This is a genomic window from Rhodococcus sp. AW25M09, from assembly GCF_000333955.1.
Lineage (GTDB): Bacteria > Actinomycetota > Actinomycetes > Mycobacteriales > Mycobacteriaceae > Rhodococcoides.
Genome location: NZ_CAPS01000091.1, coordinates 18,481 through 35,674 on the forward strand (window position 1 = coordinate 18,481; position 17,194 = coordinate 35,674).

The 17,194-nt window shown below is 64.8% G+C and carries 13 protein-coding genes, 2 tRNA genes and 1 pseudogene; 6 read left to right on the top strand and 10 right to left on the bottom strand.

The window, feature by feature from the left end:
* Positions 1–97 precede the first annotated feature (97 nt).
* Positions 98–826: an IclR family transcriptional regulator gene (locus RHODMAR_RS18410; RefSeq protein WP_008717417.1), complete on the top strand. Its 729-nt coding sequence runs from the start codon at positions 98–100 to the stop codon at positions 824–826.
* A 117-nt stretch (positions 827–943) separates the two neighbouring features.
* Positions 944–1,111 carry a DUF5302 domain-containing protein gene (locus RHODMAR_RS28710; RefSeq protein ID WP_008717419.1) on the top strand — a complete coding sequence of 56 codons (168 nt, stop codon included), beginning with the start codon at positions 944–946 and terminating at the stop codon, positions 1,109–1,111.
* Positions 1,112–1,189: 78 nt separating this feature from the next.
* Here RHODMAR_RS28710 and RHODMAR_RS18420 read toward each other — a convergent pair.
* Together RHODMAR_RS18420 and RHODMAR_RS18425 are read right to left on the bottom strand one after the other, a co-directional pair.
* Positions 1,190–1,262, bottom strand: a tRNA-Glu gene (locus RHODMAR_RS18420).
* Positions 1,263–1,351: 89 nt separating this feature from the next.
* Positions 1,352–1,423: transfer RNA gene (locus tag RHODMAR_RS18425), tRNA-Gln, on the bottom strand.
* A 244-nt stretch (positions 1,424–1,667) separates the two neighbouring features.
* Between RHODMAR_RS18425 and RHODMAR_RS18430 the strand changes: the two genes are divergently transcribed.
* On the top strand, positions 1,668–3,233 hold the full coding sequence (locus tag RHODMAR_RS18430) for a bifunctional 3'-5' exonuclease/DNA polymerase (protein WP_008717420.1): 1,566 nt from the start codon (positions 1,668–1,670) through the stop codon (positions 3,231–3,233).
* On the opposite strand, the gene RHODMAR_RS18435 is transcribed toward RHODMAR_RS18430, so the two are convergent.
* The 3 genes from RHODMAR_RS18435 to RHODMAR_RS18445 are packed head-to-tail and all read right to left on the bottom strand — an operon-like array spanning position 3,191 to position 6,495.
* Positions 3,191–4,195, bottom strand: coding sequence for a YihY/virulence factor BrkB family protein (locus tag RHODMAR_RS18435; RefSeq protein ID WP_008717422.1), 1,005 nt, complete (start codon positions 4,193–4,195; stop codon positions 3,191–3,193). The two genes, RHODMAR_RS18430 and RHODMAR_RS18435, sit on opposite strands and share 43 nt — an antisense overlap.
* Positions 4,196–4,238: 43 nt before the next feature.
* Positions 4,239–5,714, bottom strand: a complete 1,476-nt coding sequence (gene gltX, locus RHODMAR_RS18440; RefSeq protein ID WP_008717424.1) for a glutamate--tRNA ligase — start codon at positions 5,712–5,714, stop codon at positions 4,239–4,241.
* 7 nt (positions 5,715–5,721) lie between these two features.
* On the bottom strand, positions 5,722–6,495 hold the full coding sequence (locus RHODMAR_RS18445; protein ID WP_042939823.1) for a fumarylacetoacetate hydrolase family protein: 774 nt from the start codon (positions 6,493–6,495) through the stop codon (positions 5,722–5,724).
* A 135-nt stretch (positions 6,496–6,630) separates the two neighbouring features.
* Here RHODMAR_RS18445 and RHODMAR_RS18450 point away from each other — a divergent pair, with 135 nt between their 5' ends.
* Entirely contained in the window at positions 6,631–7,854 is a 1,224-nt protein-coding gene (locus RHODMAR_RS18450; RefSeq protein ID WP_008717428.1) for an MFS transporter, read from the top strand.
* An 83-nt stretch (positions 7,855–7,937) separates the two neighbouring features.
* Here the strand turns inward: RHODMAR_RS18450 and RHODMAR_RS18455 are convergent, their stop codons facing one another.
* From RHODMAR_RS18455 to RHODMAR_RS18475, 5 genes are all read right to left on the bottom strand, one after another.
* Complete coding sequence (locus tag RHODMAR_RS18455) at positions 7,938–8,948, bottom strand: 3-isopropylmalate dehydrogenase (RefSeq protein ID WP_008717430.1); 1,011 nt, start codon at positions 8,946–8,948, stop codon at positions 7,938–7,940.
* Between the two features lie 49 nt (positions 8,949–8,997).
* Entirely contained in the window at positions 8,998–10,593 is a 1,596-nt protein-coding gene (gene serA, locus RHODMAR_RS18460; protein WP_008717432.1) for a phosphoglycerate dehydrogenase, read from the bottom strand.
* A 188-nt stretch (positions 10,594–10,781) separates the two neighbouring features.
* The gene (gene ilvC / locus RHODMAR_RS18465; protein WP_198289479.1) at positions 10,782–11,783 is read right to left on the bottom strand and encodes a ketol-acid reductoisomerase; all 1,002 of its coding nucleotides are present in this window, start codon (positions 11,781–11,783) and stop codon (positions 10,782–10,784) included.
* A gap of 62 nt (positions 11,784–11,845) precedes the next feature.
* Entirely contained in the window at positions 11,846–12,349 is a 504-nt protein-coding gene (gene ilvN, locus RHODMAR_RS18470) for an acetolactate synthase small subunit (protein WP_008717436.1), read from the bottom strand.
* A complete protein-coding gene (locus RHODMAR_RS18475) occupies positions 12,346–14,304 on the bottom strand; it encodes an acetolactate synthase large subunit (protein ID WP_008717438.1) in 1,959 nt (652 codons plus the stop codon). Before RHODMAR_RS18475 ends, ilvN begins: the two co-directional genes overlap by 4 nt.
* Positions 14,305–14,561: 257 nt before the next feature.
* Here RHODMAR_RS18475 and RHODMAR_RS18480 point away from each other — a divergent pair, with 257 nt between their 5' ends.
* Both RHODMAR_RS18480 and ilvD read left to right on the top strand, forming a co-directional pair.
* The gene (locus RHODMAR_RS18480) at positions 14,562–15,107 is read left to right on the top strand and encodes a PH domain-containing protein (protein ID WP_232433705.1); all 546 of its coding nucleotides are present in this window, start codon (positions 14,562–14,564) and stop codon (positions 15,105–15,107) included.
* A 59-nt stretch (positions 15,108–15,166) separates the two neighbouring features.
* Positions 15,167–17,008, top strand: a pseudogene (gene ilvD, locus RHODMAR_RS18485) (dihydroxy-acid dehydratase).
* Positions 17,009–17,194 lie beyond the last annotated feature (186 nt).

Sequence of the window (17,194 nt, forward strand, 5' to 3'; positions counted from 1 at the left end):
GGTTCACCCCGCGTGATCGTCTCGACATCATGCCCCTCGACGCTCTGGAGATCTCGCAATTGTGCAATCTCAGCATTCGGGAGGCTAATATCGTTCTATGAGACAGCATAGCCTGGGCGGCCTCGTCGACAAATCGAGCGGTATCGGCGTGCTGGACAAGGCAATGGCGGTACTGCACGCAGTGGCCGAGAAGCCCTGCAACCTCAACGATCTGTGCGAGCGAACCACCCTGCCCCGCGCCACCGCCCACCGGCTGGCAGTCGGTCTCGAGACCCACCGACTCCTGGTTCGAGATGTCGACGGTCTGTGGCGTACCGGTCCGGGGCTCGGGGAGCTCGCGGCGAGCGCATCGGACGCGCTGCTCGATGCAGCCGCTTCGGTGCTGCCACGACTGCGCGAAATCACCGGCGAGAGCGTGCAGATCTATCGGCGCGAAGGAACGGTGCGCGTCTGCGTTGCGTCCATGGAGCCTCCGACCGGCCTGAGAGACACTGTGCTCGTGGGTGCCCGGCTTCCGATGACCGCCGGCTCGGGTGCCAAAGTTCTTCTGGCCTGGGCCGATTCGCAAACTCAACGAGCCGTGTTGCCTGACGCGGAATTCAGCGAGCGCGTCCTGATCGACATTCGACGCCGCGGCTGGGCACAGAGCGCTGGCGAGCGCGAACCCGGCGTCGCGAGCGTGGCCGCGCCGGTGCGCGACGGCAACGACGTTGTGGTGGCGGCGATCTCGGTATCGGGACCCATCGACAGAATCGGCCGTAAGCCCGGCGCGCGCTGGGCCGCGGATCTTCTCGCGGCGGCCGACGCGCTGCACAAGCGACTCTGACCGACGTCCGTGAGCACCGGTCGAACGGCCGAAAAACGAGCTGATCGCGCAGCGAGAGTGGGGTACCTTCGTCTCGAGCGGCCCCACCGGCCGGTCAACGACCGCGAGGAGTCACCCATGCCCGAATCCGGTAGTGAAGAACTGAAGAAGAAGTTCCGCGAGGTTCTGGAACAGAAGAACAGCAAGTCTCACAATTCGGTCGAGCACAAGGACGGTGGACCGAAGGTGAACAACGCCCATGGTCCGGCCGAGCACCAGAAAATGTTCCGTCGGAAGAGCGTCTGAGACGGTCGGCCCGACAAAGCGGCACCCGACAACAACAACACCCTCCCGATCCGAAGATCGAGAGGGTGTTGTCAGTTGTAGCCCCGACGGGATTCGAACCCGCGCTACCGCCTTGAGAGGGCGGCGTCCTAGGCCGCTAGACGACGGGGCCAGGAACTTCACCTGCATTGTTGAAGCGTGTGTGTGCTGAGCCAGCTTAACCGGCTCGGCACCGGCGACAAAATCGCCGTTACCTGCTCGCTGGGGTACCAGGACTCGAACCTAGAATGGCGGTACCAGAAACCGCTGTGTTGCCAATTACACCATACCCCAAAGGACCTGAATCGAATTGCTCACCACGGATGATGTGCGCTGCGTTTCGAGCCGGGATAGAGACTATCAAAGGTGACTACCCATTCTCCAAATCGGCTGCTCAGAGCACCCGAAACCGCGCAACGGGGTGCTCGGGTGGCCATCGGTCGGGGGCATTCACCGGCCTACCGACCTGCGCTGCGCTACGGCTGGTGCGTCGAGCAGACTTGTCGGCCATGACCCCTCACAAACGCATCCGAGCCCGATGAAGGTCATGCTCGTTCCCCACGGCGAACAAGCGGTGCTGACACGTCTCGGCGACGACTGCTCGATTCTCGAAGATCCCACAGTCGTCGACGACCCCGCTGCAGCCGTCGCCGATCTCGAGCGCAGCGCTCGGCCCAGGTGGGTGTGGGAGGACACGAGTCGGATCTACCCCCGACTGCTCGAGCGGGGAGTGCGGGTACGGCGCTGTCACGATCTGGCACTGGTCGGTGCGATTCTGGCGATGCGAACCGGCTCCGCAGCCACTCCGTCCGTGCCCGCAGACCTGCGACCGGGACTGTTCGACGCGGACCCGCACTCCGACCCTGCAGCGGTGCTCAGCGAGTACCGACGTCAGCTCCACGATATCGGTCACGATCGCGCCCTGCAGCTGCTTGCGGCAGCCGAATCGGCTGGGGGTCTGGCCGCAGCGGAGATGACCTACGACGGGTTGCCGTTCTCGGCATCGACGCATCGGCGTCATCTCGAGTCGATGCTCGGCTCTCGACCGGTCGACGGTTCTCCTCCCCCAGCTCTGGTAGGGCTGGAGAACCAGATCTCGGCGGCGTTCGGCCGACGCGTCAACCCGTCGTCTCCGGCAGAAGTGGTGGCCGCGTTCGCGCGCGCCGGAATCGAATTGACGTCGACTCGCGCGCACGTCATCCGCGACATCGATCACCCAGCCGTGCCCTTGCTGCTGCGCCATCGCGATCTCTCGAAACTGCATGCGGCGAACGGGTGGATGTGGCTCGACACGTGGGTGCAGGGCGACCGATTCCGGCCGGTCTACGTTCCCGGTGCCGTGGTCTCGGGCCGGTGGGCAAGCCGGGGTGGGGGCGGTCTGCAAATTCCGAAACCGTTGCGAGCGAGCGTGATCGCTGATCCCGGTTACACATTCGTGGCGGCCGATGCCGGTCAGCTCGAACCACGAATCCTCGCCGCGATGTCCGGCGATCCACGCATGGTGGCCGCGGCCGGCACTGCAGATCTGTACGCACCGGTTGCCGCCGAATCGTTCGCAGGCGATCGCGGCCACGCCAAAGTCGCCGTTCTCGGAGTGCTGTACGGTGCGACCTCGGGCGAGGCTCGCGGTCTGCTGACGCGACTGCGGGCCAAGTTCCCCGGTGCCGTCGCCCTCGTCGAAGAGGCTGCCAGAGCCGGTGAACGAGGCGAAGTCGTCCATTCGTGGCTGGGGCGGGCCTGCCCACCGCCCTCTGCGCAGTGGTGGTCCGACGGTGATGCGCACGCGCGGGGACGATTCACTCGCAACTTCGTGGTGCAGTCCACTGCCGCTGAATGGGCGTTGTGTCTGTTGGCCGATCTGCGCGGCCGGCTGGCCGACGGCAGCGTCCAGGGCGAGAGTGAGCTGGTGTTCTTTCAGCACGACGAGGTGGTGGTGCACTGCCCATCGGCCGATTCCGATCGGGTTGCCGATGCAGTGTCGGCGGCAGCGTTGTCGGCCAGTCGATTGATGTTCGGCGATACCGCCGTCCGTTTTCCGATGGAGACGAGAATCGATCGCTTCTACGGTGCCTCGGCTGCCGATTCGGAGGAGGAATCCCGCTGAGTGCGTGACCGGTCGTCGAAGGTCACGTCGATTTCCTCGAAGGCCTTGTTGCGCTGCGCTTCTGCTTGCCCTGTGTAGGCGAGTTTGTCACCTTCGGTCAGTTCCACATCGTCGGTGAACGGTGCCAGCAGAGCTCGCGGAAAGAGCCGATCGACGCGAACGACGTTGATCTCTATGCACATCACGATCGATACCGAGGTCACGTACAGAAAAGCCAACAGACCGAGCACGACCGCAAATACACCGTTCGCCACGGTCGCGCTGCCGATGACATATTTCACGTACGCACCGCCGAATGTCTGCAGCAGCTGCCAGGTCAGACCGGCCACGACGGCTCCCGGCCACACCTGCGCCACCGACACCGCGCGCACCGTCGCGAGCCGAAACGCAACGATGAACACTCCGACGTAGAGCAATGTGCCGATCACGAACACCACGAAGCCGGATTCCGGACCGAAATATCCTGCCGCACTGAGCACATTGAGTGCTGTGATCCCCAGGACCGCCAGACCTACGGTGCTCAGCAAACCCAATCCACGCACCCGGGCCCGGAGGGGGTCGGGCCGTAGGTTCTTCGGTACGGCCCACGCGTTGTTCATCGCATTCTGCAGCGCAACCGACACCCCGAGCCCGCCGTACAGCGAGCCGAGGACACCCACCACCAGACCGACGGTGCCGCCACCGATGCCTTCGGGCCGTTCCAGTTCGTCACCGATCGCCGGGATCTGACCGAGCGCGGAGTTCAGGATCTGCTGCTGCAGTTCCGGGTTGCCCATCAACACGATGCCCAGAACCGTGGAGAAGAGCAACAGTGCAGGAAAGAGCGAGACGAACGCGTAGTACGTGATCAGGGCGGCGAGGTAGCCGCCCTGATCATCGACGAACTTGTAGACCACAGCGATGGGAAATCCCAGTACCGGCCGACTCCGCTGCAGCTGATCCAACCGGTCGGTGACCGTCATTCGGAGCTGCCACCGACCGGGGTACGCCTGCGGTCGGCCACCATCACGCGACGATCGCGCGTGCAGCGGCCAGACGCGCCAACGTCCTGTCTCGCCCGAGCAGTTCCATCGACTCGTACAGTGGCGGGCTGATGTGCGAGCCGGTCACTCCTACCCGAACCGGCGCGAAAGCCTTGCGCGGCTTGAGTTCCAGCTTGTCGATCAATGCGTCCTTGAGGGTGGCTTCCAATTCGGCGGTAGCCCACGTCGTCGTTGCGGTCAGCGCCTCGATGGCGGCGTCGAGAACGGGTGCGGCATCGGCACCGAGATTCTTGGTTGCCGCGGCGGGATCGATCTCGAAATCCGCCTCGTCGACGAACAGGAACTTCAGCAGTCCCCACGCGTCCGACAGCACGACGATGCGCGTCTGCACCAGCTCGGCGGCAACGGCGAAGACCTTCTCGTCGACCGGTTCGACCAGATGTCCCTGAGCAACCAGGTATTCACGCAGCCGGGCCGCGAAATCATCGGCAGCGAGCATCCTGATGTGCTCGGCATTGATCGCATCGGCTTTCTTCTGATCGAAGCGTGCCGGATTGGAATTGACCGACGAGATCTCGAATGCCGCCACCATCTCGTCGAGCGAGAAGACGTCATGATCATCGGAAATGCCCCACCCGAGAAGAGCGAGGTAGTTCAACAGTCCCTCCGGGATGAATCCCCGATCTCGGTGAATGAAGAGGTTGGACTCCGGATCACGCTTGGACAGCTTCTTGTTGCCCTGACCCATGACGAACGGAAGGTGCCCGAACTCGGGAGTTCGATCGGCCACGCCGATTCGGATCAACGCCTCGTACAGGGCGAGCTGACGAGGCGTCGAGGACAACAGGTCTTCGCCGCGCAGGACGTGGGTGATTTTCATCAGGGCGTCGTCGACCGGGTTGACCAACGTGTACAGCGGAACTCCGTTACCGCGGGTCAAGGCGAAGTCCGGCACCGTGCCGGACTTGAACGTCGTCTCCCCGCGCACGAGGTCGTTCCAGGTCAGGTCGTGATCGGGCATCCGCAGCCGCACGACGGCCCCGCGCCCCTCGTCGAGAAAGCCTTGCCGCTGCTCCGGGGTCAGATCGCGGTCGAAGTTGTCGTAGCCGAGTTTGGGGTCGCGTCCGGCCGCCTTGTGCCGAGCTTCGACCTCCTCCGGCGTCGAAAACGACTCGTAGGCCTCTCCGGCATCGAGCAACTGCCGCACGACGGCCGTGTGCTGGTCGCGTCGCAGAGACTGACGGTAGGGCTCGTATGGACCCCCCACCTCCGGGCCTTCGTCCCATTCGAGGCCCAGCCAGCGCAGCGCGTCGAGCAGGGCGGCGTAGGACTCCTCGGAGTCGCGCGAAGCGTCGGTGTCTTCGATACGAAAGACGAAAGTTCCGCCGTGGTGCCTGGCGAACGCCCAGTTGAACAACGCGGTTCGGACCAGGCCGACGTGCGGGGTGCCGGTGGGAGACGGGCAGAATCGAACGCGAACGTCTGTTGGTGTGGTCATCGTTGCCCTACTTCTTCGCTGCGACGGGGTTGGTCAGGGTACCGATTCCCTCGACGGTGATCGAGACGCTGTCACCGTCGGTGATGGGTCCGACTCCCTCGGGCGTTCCGGTGAGGATGACATCGCCGGGGAGCAGCGTCATCACTGCAGACACCCACTCGATGATCTTCGGAATATCGTGCAGCAGAAGCGAAGTGCGACTCTGCTGCTTGACGACACCGTCGACCTCGGTCTTGATCTCGAGATCGGACGGATCGAGTGAGGTCTCGATCCACGGCCCGAGTGGACAGAAGGTGTCATGACCCTTGGCGCGAGTCCACTGCCCGTCGTGCTTCTGGTGGTCGCGGGCCGAGACATCGTTGGCGACGGTGTATCCGAGTATCACTTCGTACGCCTTCGACGCCGGGACGTCCTTGCACGGACGCCCGATCACGATGGCGAGTTCACCCTCGTAGTGCACTTCGTTCGACGACGGAGGCAGCACGATGTTGGCCCCCGGACCGACGATGGAGGTGTTGGGCTTGATGAAGATCACGGGATCCTTCGGTGCCTCACCGCCCATCTCGGCCACATGGGCGGCGTAGTTCTTACCGATGGCGATGACCTTGCTGGCGAGGATGGGAGCTAGCAGCCGCACATCGGCCAGTGGCCACGACCGACCCGTGAACGTGGGTGTGCCGAAAGGATGTTCGGCGATTTCCTTCGCAGTCCGCGAATCACCATCACCTTCGATACTCACGAATGCCACACCATCAGGACTTGCAATTCGACCGAGACGCATGCCGAAAGTCTATCGACCGGCCTGCACCACCCGTCGACGCCGTCCGATCCGCTCTTCTTTTGCCGGTGTAATGTTCTGAACGAATTCCATATCTCAAGACACAGCGTCCATATAGTGGGAAGCGAAAGGCGCGACATGAACGTCACCGAGCAACTGTCCCGCATCGGAGAGGCACGACGATGGTTCATGCTCGTCCTCGGAATGCTCGCGCAGACCGCGGGTGCCGTCTTCATCAACGGTGCCGCATTTCTCATCCCCTCTCTGCACGACGACCGCGGACTCAGCCTTGCGACCGCGGGCTTCGTCGTAGCGATGCCCACCGTGGGCATCATGCTCACCCTCATCGCGTGGGGCGTACTGGTCGACCGCATCGGTGAACGCCTCGTCCTGGTGATCGGACTCGGGCTCACGGCGGGCGCGAGCGTCGCAGCGGTGGTGAGCACCTCGATTCCAGTGCTGGCAATTCTTCTGCTGATCGGCGGCATGGCGGCCGCCAGTGCGAACAGCGCGAGCGGACGGGTGGTGGTGGGATGGTTCCCGCCGCATCGTCGCGGACTGGCAATGGGCATCCGGCAGATGTCGGTGCCACTGGGTGTGGCAATTGCCGCACTGACCATCCCGCCCATCGCCCGAGACCACGGCGTCGGGGCCGCGTTGCTCGTACCAGCGTGCGTCTGCGCGGCGACCGCACTGATGTGTCTCGCCGTCATCGACCCCCCGCGCCCGAACCGCGCCGACGCGGCCGCACAGGGGCTGCTCGACAATCCCTACCGGGCCGGCAGCGGGCTGTGGCGCATCCATGCCACGTCGATCCTGCTGGTGGTGCCCCAGTACGTCGTCTGGACGTACGCACTCGTCTGGTTGATGACCGACCGAGGCTGGACCGCAGCAGCGGCGGGTGTCCTCGTCACGGTGACCCAGATACTCGGAGCACTCGGCCGAATGAGCGTAGGCGCGCTGTCCGATCGCGTGGGAAGCCGCATGAAACCCCTCCGGTGGGTCGCCGTCACTGCCGCCGTCAGTATGGTCGGGCTCGCTGTCGCGGACTGGTTCGACTCCCCCGCCGCGATCGTCATGCTCGTCGTCGCATCCATTGCCACCGTTGCCCCCAACGGTCTTGCCTTCACCGCTGTCGCGGAAATATCCGGACCGTATTGGAGCGGACGCGCCCTGGGAATCCAGAATACGAGTCAATACGTGTTCGCATCGGCTGTGCCGCCGGCGTTCGGGGCGCTCGCGGCCGTCAGCTTTCCCATTGCGTTCCTGGTCTCTGCCGTCTTCCCCGCGCTTTCCGTGCCGATCGTCCCCGACGATCCGGCCCCCGAGAAACTCGACGAGAATCCGGACCGCGTCGGCTGACCCGGCACCGGCCCATGCCGGTGATACACGAGATGCCACGGTCGGCTCGCGGCCTACCGTGGCATCTTCGCAGCGTTCTCCGGCTACAGCCGAGCGGCGATACGTGCGCCGATCTCCTTCGTCGTCCCCGTCGTGGTACCGCGCTCGGCGAGATCTGCGGCAACAGCAGCCTCGACACGTGCCGCGTTCGACGCGTCGCCGAGGTGTGCCAGCAACAGCGACACCGACAGAATGGCAGCCGTCGGATCGGCCTTCTGTTGCCCGGCAATGTCAGGAGCGCTGCCGTGCACGGGCTCGAACATGCTCGGGTTGGTACCGGTCGCGTCGATGTTTCCGCTTGCCGCCAAACCGATTCCGCCGGTCACCGCAGCCGAGAGGTCGGTGACGATGTCGCCGAACAGATTGTCGGTGACGATGACATCGAAACGGCCGGGATCGGTGACGAGGTGGATCATCGCGGCATCGATGTGCTGATACGCAACGTCGACGTCCGGGAACTCCGCGGCGACCTCGTCCACCGTGCGAGCCCAGAGGCTGCCGGCGAACGTGAGCACGTTGGTCTTGTGCAACAGCGTCAGATGCTTGCGGCGGGTGAGCGCCCGCTCGAAGCCGTTGCGCACCACACGTTCCACGCCGTAGCGGGTATTGACGCTGACCTCGGTCGCCACCTCGTGCGGTGTGCCGACCCGTAACGCGCCACCGTTTCCGGTGTACGGCCCCTCGGTGCCCTCACGCACGACGACGACATCGATCTGCTTGTCACCGGCCAGCGGGCCGACGACTCCGGGATACAGCTTGGCCGGACGCAGATTGATGTGATGATCGAGCTCGAAGCGAGCCCGCAGCAACAGTCCACGTTCGAGCACACCACTGGGTACCGAAGGATCACCGATGGCTCCCAGCAGGATGGCGTCGTGCTCGCGCAGTTCCGCCAGCACCGAGTCCGGCAGCAGCTCCCCGGTCGCGTTGTAGCGGCGGGCACCGAGATCGTATTCGGTCTTGTCCGCACCGGGCGCAACCACGTCGAGGACGGCAAGCGCCTCGGCCACGACCTCGGGTCCGATTCCGTCTCCGGCAATGACGGCCAGCTTCATCTCACTCCTCGTAATTCTTCGACATCTGTCCGATCGGTTGCGAGCGAGATCAGGACAGGTCGACCAGCTCGATGGTGGACGCACCGACCGCTGCGGCGATGCTGTCGCTCAGCTCCGACGGAACGTCCTTGTCGACGCGCAGCAGGATCGTCGCACCGTCGCCCTCGGAGTCCTGGCTCAACGCAGCAGCCTGAATGTCGATGCCGGCTTCACCGAGCAGCGTGCCGATACGGCCCAGGCTTCCTGGCTGATCCGCATAGCTGACGATGAGATTCTTACCTGCGGCTCGCAGGTCGAAGTTGCGCCCGTTGATGTTGACGATCTTTTCGACCTGCGTCGTGCCGGTGAGAGTGCCTGCCACGTTCAAGACGGATCCGTCGCCGTACACGGCCCGGACGTCGACGACGCTGCGGTGGTTCTCGCTCTCGGATGCCGTGGTGACCTCGGCGGTGACGCCACGCTCCTCGGCGAGCGCCGGAGCGTTGACGAACGTGACCGCGTCCTCGATGACGGCGGAGAACAGCCCGCGCAGCGCCGACAGCTTGAGAATCTCGACGTCCTCGGCGGCGAGTTCGCCGCGCACGTCGACGGACAGCGAGCTGGGAAGTTCGCTGGCCAGAGCGCCGAGAAGCACACCCTGCTTGCGCACGATCTCGAGCCACGGCGAGACTTCTTCACCCACGGCACCGCCCTTGACGTTGACGGCATCGGGCACGAATTCACCTGCGAGAGCCAGCAACACCGACTTCGCCACATCGGTGCCTGCGCGGTCCTGAGCCTCGGTGGTCGACGCGCCGAGGTGGGGGGTGACGACGACCTGGGGTAGCTCGAACAGCGGGCTGTCGGTGCAGGGCTCGGAGGCGTAGACGTCGATACCGGCGGCGAAGACATGACCGCTGGTGATGGCGTCGGCCAGGGCTTGCTCGTCCACCAGACCACCGCGAGCGGCGTTGACGACGATGACGCCGGGCTTGGTCTTGGCGAGGGCTTCCTTGCCGATGATGCCCTTGGTCTCCGGCGTCTTCGGCAGATGCACCGAGAACATGTCTGCGCGCTCGAGCAGTTCGTCGAGGCTGACGAGTTCGATGCCGAGCTGAGCCGCGCGAGCGGCCGAGACGTAGGGATCGTACGCGATGATGTGACTCTCGAATGCGGCGAGACGCTGCGCGAACAGCTGACCGATGCGGCCGAGGCCGACGACTCCGACGGTCTTACCGAAGATTTCGACGCCGTTGAACTTGCTGCGCTTCCACTCGTGCTGACGCAGGGTGGCGTCGGCAGCGGGAATCTGGCGCGCGGCGGCGAGGAGCAAGGTCACTGCGTGCTCGGCGGCGGTGTGGATATTGGAGGTCGGCGCGTTCACGACGAGAACCCCGCGCTCGGTGGCGGCGGGCACGTCGACATTGTCCAGACCGACGCCCGCGCGGGCAACGATCTTGAGGTTGGTTCCGGCAGCGAGCACCTCGGCGTCGACCGTCGTCGCGGAGCGCACGAGAATCGCATCGGCCTCGGGAACGGCCGCGAGCAAGGCCGGACGATCCGGACCGTCGACCCAACGGACCTCGACGCCGTCACCCAGTGCCTCGACGGTGGACTGCGCAAGTTTGTCGGCGATCAGAACGACAGGACGGCCTGGCTGGCTCACGTGAAAAACTCCCTATATCGGTTCGAGACGTGGTCGATGAGAACTTCGGCTGGCGCTGTGCAGCACGAACAGTTTAGAGGCCCGAGGCGTCGAACTGTGACGGCACCTGAAACACGCATCGAAGGGCACCGCCGCACATGCAGCGGTGCCCTTCGATCAGCGTGCGTGAAAACGTGATTCGATGAGAATCAGGCCGTTTCGGTGATCGGGCGGTCGACCCAGCTCATCAGGTCGCGCAGCTTCTTGCCGGTGACCTCGATGGGGTGCTCGGCATTTTCCTTGCGCAGGCCCTCGAGCTCGGTGTTGCCGTTCTCGACGTTGGCAACCAGACGTCGGGTGAATTCACCCGACTGGATGTCGGCGAGAATCGCCTTCATCCGCTCCTTGGTGCCGGCGTCGATGACGCGCGGTCCCGAGAGGTAGCCACCGAACTCGGCGGTGTCGGACACCGAGTAGTTCATCCGAGCGATGCCACCCTCGTACATGAGGTCGACGATGAGCTTGAGCTCGTGCAGCACCTCGAAGTACGCCATCTCGGGCGCGTAGCCGGCCTCGACCATGACCTCGAAGCCCGTCTTGACGAGTTCTTCGGTGCCACCGCACAGCACGGCCTGCTCGCCGAAGAGGTCGGTCTCGGTCTCTTCCTTGAACGTGGTCTTGATGACTCCCGCGCGAGTGCCGCCGATGCCCTTGGCCCAGGACAGTGCGAGGGCCTGACCCTCACCCTTCGGGTCCTGGTCGACGGCGATGAGGGCGGGAACGCCCTTGCCGTCGACGAACTGGCGACGCACGAGGTGGCCGGGGCCCTTGGGGGCCACCATGCCGACGGTGACGAACTCCGGAGCCTTGATCAGGTCGAAGTGAATGTTGAGTCCGTGGCCGAAGAACAGCGCGTCGCCGTCCTTCAGGTTGGGCTCGATCTCCTCGGAGAAGATCTTGGCCTGAGCGGTGTCCGGTGCGAGCACCATGATCACGTCGGCCCACTCGGATACCTCGGCGGGAGTGCCGACCTGGAGGCCCTGCTCCTCCGCCTTGGCGCGAGACTTCGAGCCCTCCGCCAGGCCGATGCGAACATCGACGCCGGAGTCGCGCAGGCTCAGCGAGTGCGCGTGGCCCTGGCTTCCGTAGCCGATCACAGCGACCTTGCGGCCCTGGATGATCGACAGATCAGCATCGTCGTCGTAGAACATCTCGACTGCCACTGGTTGTTACCTTTCCTCTTGGGTTTTACGTGTATTCATCACTTCGGTCGCTACCGCGACGCAGTGATCGATTTCGGTCCACGTCCGACGGCAACGACTCCCGACTGAACAATTTCTCGAATTCCATAGGGGTCCAACATCTTCAGCAACGCATCGAGCTTCGAGCGGGTGCCTGTCGCCTCGACCGTGACGGCCTCGGGAGAGACGTCGATCACCTTGGCGCGGAACAGGTTGACCGTTTCGATGACCTCGCTGCGAACGCTGGCATCGGCGCGCACCTTGATCAGCACCAACTCGCGAGCCACCGAGGAATCGTCGTCCTGCTCGACGATCTTGATGACGTTGATGAGCTTGTTGAGCTGTTTGGTCACCTGCTCGAGCGGGAATTCGTCGACGGTCACCACGATCGTCATGCGCGAGATATCGGGGATCTCGGTACCGCCGACGGCGAGCGAGGAGATATTGAAGCCGCGGCGCGAGAACAGAGCAGCGACGCGGGCCAGCACACCTGGCTTGTCCTCGACGAGAACGCTGAGGGTATGGCTCGTGCTCACTGGTCGGAGCCTTTCACGTCGTTGTTCTGCGGGTGCGGCGCCTGCTCGCGTTCCATGGCCTCGTCGAGTCCGGGCTCACTGCCCACCGTCTCGTCCTCGTCGAACAGCGGACGAATTCCGCGGGCGGCCATGATCTCGTCGTTGCCCGTTCCGGCGGCGACCATCGGCCACACCTGAGCGTCTGCCCCCACGATGAAGTCGATGACGACCGGACGATCGTTGATCGCGCGAGCCTGAGCTATCACCGCGTCGACGTCCTCTTCCCGCTCGCACCGCAGCCCGACGCAACCCAACGCCTCGGCGAGCTTGACGAAATCGGGGATCCGGACGGCACCGTGGGTACCGAGGTTGGTGTTGGAGTAGCGCTCCTCGTAGAACAGGGTCTGCCACTGGCGCACCATGCCGAGGTTGCCGTTGTTGATGAGCGCGACCTTGATCGGGATACCTTCGACCGCGCAGGTCGCCAGTTCCTGGTTGGTCATCTGGAAGCACCCGTCACCGTCGATGGCCCACACCTCGGCGTCGGGCAGGCCCATCTTGGCACCCATTGCGGCCGGAACCGCGTACCCCATCGTGCCGAGGCCGCCCGAGTTGAGCCACGTGCGCGGCTTCTCGTAGTTGATGAACTGCGCCGCCCACATCTGGTGTTGGCCGACGCCTGCGCAGTAGATCGCGTCGGGTCCGGCGAACTTGCCGACGGAGGAGATGACGAACTCGGGCGACATGGAACCGTCGGACGGGCGGTCGTAGCTCAGCGGATAGGTCTTGCGGATGCCGTCGAGGTAGACCCACCACTGCTCGACGTCGAGCGTGGTTCCGGTCGCACGATCTGCGCGCAGCGCCTCGATGAGCTCGGTGATGACCTCGCGGCAGTCACCGACGATCGGCACATCTGCGTATCGATTCTTACCGATCTCGGCCGGGTCGATGTCGGCATGAATGACCTTGGCGCTCGGCGCGAACGACGAGAGCTGACCGGTGACGCGGTCGTCGAACCTGGCACCGAGCGTGATCAGCAGATCGCTGCGCTGCAGTGCGGCCACTGCGGCGACGGTGCCGTGCATTCCCGGCATGCCCAGATTGAGCTGGTGGGTGTCGGGGAACGCGCCGCGAGCCATCAGGGTGGTGACGACGGGGATTCCGGTCAGTTCGGCGAGCTCGAGCAGCTCTGCCGAGGCGTTGGCCTTGATGACGCCACCGCCGACGTACAGCACGGGCTGCTTGGCGTCGGCGATGTAGCGCGCGGCCTCACGGACCTGCTTGCCGTGTGGCTTGGTCACCGGCCGATAGCCGGGCAGACGCATTTCCGGCGGCCAGGAGAACGTGGTCTGCGCCTGCAGCACGTCCTTGGGGATGTCGACGAGCACGGCACCGGGACGGCCCGAGGCGGCGATGTAGAACGCCTCGGCCATGATGCGCGGGATGTCGGCACCATCGGTGATGAGGAAGTTGTGCTTGGTGATCGGCATCGTGATGCCGGAGATGTCGGCTTCCTGGAAACCGTCGGTACCGATGAGGCTGCGGGCGACCTGGCCGGTGATGGCGACGATCGGAACCGAGTCCATCTGTGCATCCGCGAGAGGGGTGACGAGGTTCGTCGCGCCGGGGCCCGAGGTCGCCATGCACACGCCGACGCGGCCGGTGGCCTGGGCGTATCCGGTGGCGGCGTGGCCTGCGCCCTGCTCGTGCCGAACGAGGACGTGCCGGACCTTCTTCGAATCGAACAGCGGATCGTAGACGGGAAGAACCGCGCCGCCGGGAATGCCGAATACGGTGTCGACGTCGAGTTCTTCGAGGGCGCGTACGACCGACTGCGCGCCGCTGACCTTTTCCGGTGCGACATGACGTCGCGATCCGTTGGTCACCGCTTCTGCGGACGGGCTGCTGGTCGACGGGCTTGCGGCTGTCCCCGACTTACGGGTCGTAGGCCCGGGGCGTGCGGTTGGTGCGCTCACTGATTGCTTCCTCAGGAATGTGAAATTGCTGGGCGATCTCTGGGCAAGAAAAAACCCCCGTCAGCGTGTGCTGTACGAGGGTGGCGCGTCGATGCGAGTTTGAACAACCGGCTCAGGCGTTGACGCGCCAGCCGATTACGAGTATCCAATTCCGCTTCATGCGCTCGACGGTAGACGCGCATGGAGGGAAGAGTCAAACTCGTCACGACGCAATCCCATTATGTGAGATCGCGTAGATGCAATGCGAAGATGAAGGGGTGTCGTCTTCGCAGCAGTCCGAACCACCTCGGCCATCATCCCACACCGCCCCCGAGTCACCGAACGGTGCCGAGGGACAACAACCATCGACCACGCAGGTCATTCGCCTACCGCGTCTTGCGCTCGTCGGCGTGGCGCTGCTGCTGTTCGGCACATTGCTACCTGCTGCCAGCTGGCCTGCTGCCCTCGGGTGGCTGCTGATCCTGCCGATCGTCGCGTGCGTCTGGGTGCTTCGGGTACGCACCGTCGTCACTCCCGAAGCCATCACCGCGCGACGGTTCGTGGGTTCGGATGTGATCGAGTGGGATTCGGTGAAAGGTCTGCACTTTCCCGATCGCCGCTGGGCGCGCGTCGTTCTGCCCGACAAGACCGAGAAGTCGCTACCCCTGGTGCGTTTCGACAGACTCCCCCAGCTCGCCGCCGCGAGCGGTGGACGCATCACCGATCCGTACGCCGCAGCCGCCGCCGCCGCCGCCGAGGAGCGAGCCCGAGCGGAAGCCGACCGAGCCGAACGCGACAGCGAGCGGACACCGGAAGCCCCGTAGCAGCTGCCCGAGTAACCTCGTCGATGCGATTTACCGCTGCAACGAACGAGGACAACGCTATGCCGCCGCTACGCTCACGAGTCACCACTGTCGGACGCAACGCCGCGGGCGCACGCTCGCTGTGACGCGCCACCGGAATGACCGATTCGGATTTCGGGAAACCCATCGTCGCCATCGCGAACTCGTACACCCAGTTCGTGCCCGGCCACGTGCACCTGAAGAACGTGGGCGAGATCGTCGCCGACGCCGTTCGCGCTGCAGGCGGCGTGCCCCGTGAATTTCACACCATCGCTGTCGACGACGGAATCGCCATGGGCCACGGCGGCATGCTGTACTCGCTGCCCAGCCGCGAGATCATCGCCGATTCGGTCGAGTACATGGCCAACGCCCACACCGCGGACGCGCTCGTGTGCATCTCCAACTGCGACAAGATCACTCCGGGCATGCTCAATGCCGCGATGCGACTGAACATCCCGGCCGTCTTCGTCTCCGGCGGGCCGATGGAAGCGGGCAAGGCAGTTGTCGTCGACGGCGTCGCGCAAGCACCGACCGACCTGATCACCGCGATCTCCGCCAGCGCCAACGACGCGGTGTCCGAGGCCGGTCTCGACGAGGTCGAGCGCAGCGCGTGCCCCACCTGCGGATCCTGCTCGGGTATGTTCACGGCGAACTCGATGAACTGCCTCACCGAGGCCCTGGGACTGGCACTGCCCGGCAACGGTTCCACCCTGGCCACTCACCGGGCTCGCCGTGCCCTCTTCACACGGGCGGGCACCACCATCGTCGAGGCCGCACTGAAGTACTACCGCGACGAGGACGAGTCCGTTCTGCCCCGCAACATTGCCACCCCGGCCGCGTTCCGCAATGCCATGGCACTCGACGTGGCGATGGGCGGATCCACCAACACCGTGCTGCACACCCTCGCCGCTGCCCAGGAGGGTGAGGTCGACTTCGATCTCGAGACAATCGACGCCATCAGCCGCAAGGTCCCGTGCCTGTCGAAGGTGTCGCCGAACTCCGATTACCACATGGAGGACGTGCATCGGGCCGGCGGAATCCCGGCCCTCCTCGGCGAGCTGCGGCGCGCGAACCTGCTCGAGACCGACGTCTCGACGGTACACACGAAGAGCTTCGACGAATGGCTCGATACCTGGGACGTTCGATCCGGCAAGGCGTCCGACGAGGCGATCGAATTGTTCCATGCCGCGCCTGGCGGTGTCCGTACCGTCGAGCCGTTCTCCACGGGCAACCGCTGGTCTTCCCTCGACACCGATGCCGCGGGTGGCTGCATCCGCGATCTCGAACATGCCTACACGGTCGAAGGCGGCCTGGTGGTGCTCCGCGGCAACATCGCGATCGACGGCGCGATCCTCAAGACCGCAGGCATCGACGAAGACCTGTTCGCCTTCCAGGGTCCGGCGCTCGTCGTCGAATCACAGGAAGAAGCCGTCTCGGCCATCTTGCAGAAGAAGATCAAGGCCGGTGACGTGCTGGTCGTTCGGTACGAGGGACCCAAGGGCGGGCCGGGCATGCAGGAGATGCTGCACCCGACGGCATTCCTCAAGGGAGCCGGCTTGGGTAAGGTCTGCGCGCTGATCACCGACGGCCGCTTCTCCGGCGGAACCTCGGGCCTGTCCATCGGACACATTTCTCCAGAGGCCGCCGCGGGCGGTGTGATCGGGCTCGTCGAGAACGGCGACCAGGTCCGTATCGACGTGGCCACCCGCACGCTGGAGATCCTCGTCGACGACGAGACCCTCGAGATGCGTCGAGCAAAGATGACAGCGTCCGAGCGTCCGTGGCAGCCGGTGGACCGACAGCGCACGGTCACCACTGCCCTCCGCGCGTACGCGGCCTTGGCGACCTCGGCAGACAAGGGTGCCGTCCGCTACGTCCCGTGACGGCGAGGTGAGCGGGAGTGCAGCCTGCGGAACGACCCAGGTGAGCGGGAGTGCAGCCTGCGGAACGACCCAGGTGAGCGGGAGTGCAGCCTGCGGAACGACCCAGGTGAGCGGGAGTGCAGCCTGCGGAACGACCCAGGTGAGCGGGAGTGCAGCCTGCGGAACGACCCAGGTGAGCGGGAGTGC

Bases quoted from the DNA above. Each gene is read 5' to 3' on its own strand.
- RHODMAR_RS18410 (WP_008717417.1), top strand. From the start codon at position 98: ATGAGACAGCATAGCCTGGGCGGCCTCGTCGACAAATCGAGCGGTATC.
- RHODMAR_RS28710 (WP_008717419.1), top strand. From the start codon at position 944: ATGCCCGAATCCGGTAGTGAAGAACTGAAGAAGAAGTTCCGCGAGGTT.
- RHODMAR_RS18430 (WP_008717420.1), top strand. From the start codon at position 1,668: ATGAAGGTCATGCTCGTTCCCCACGGCGAACAAGCGGTGCTGACACGT.
- RHODMAR_RS18435 (WP_008717422.1), bottom strand. From the start codon at position 4,195: ATGACGGTCACCGACCGGTTGGATCAGCTGCAGCGGAGTCGGCCGGTA.
- gltX (WP_008717424.1), bottom strand. From the start codon at position 5,714: ATGACCACACCAACAGACGTTCGCGTTCGATTCTGCCCGTCTCCCACC.
- RHODMAR_RS18445 (WP_042939823.1), bottom strand. From the start codon at position 6,495: ATGCGTCTCGGTCGAATTGCAAGTCCTGATGGTGTGGCATTCGTGAGT.
- RHODMAR_RS18450 (WP_008717428.1), top strand. From the start codon at position 6,631: ATGAACGTCACCGAGCAACTGTCCCGCATCGGAGAGGCACGACGATGG.
- RHODMAR_RS18455 (WP_008717430.1), bottom strand. From the start codon at position 8,948: ATGAAGCTGGCCGTCATTGCCGGAGACGGAATCGGACCCGAGGTCGTG.
- ilvC (WP_198289479.1), bottom strand. From the start codon at position 11,783: ATGTTCTACGACGACGATGCTGATCTGTCGATCATCCAGGGCCGCAAG.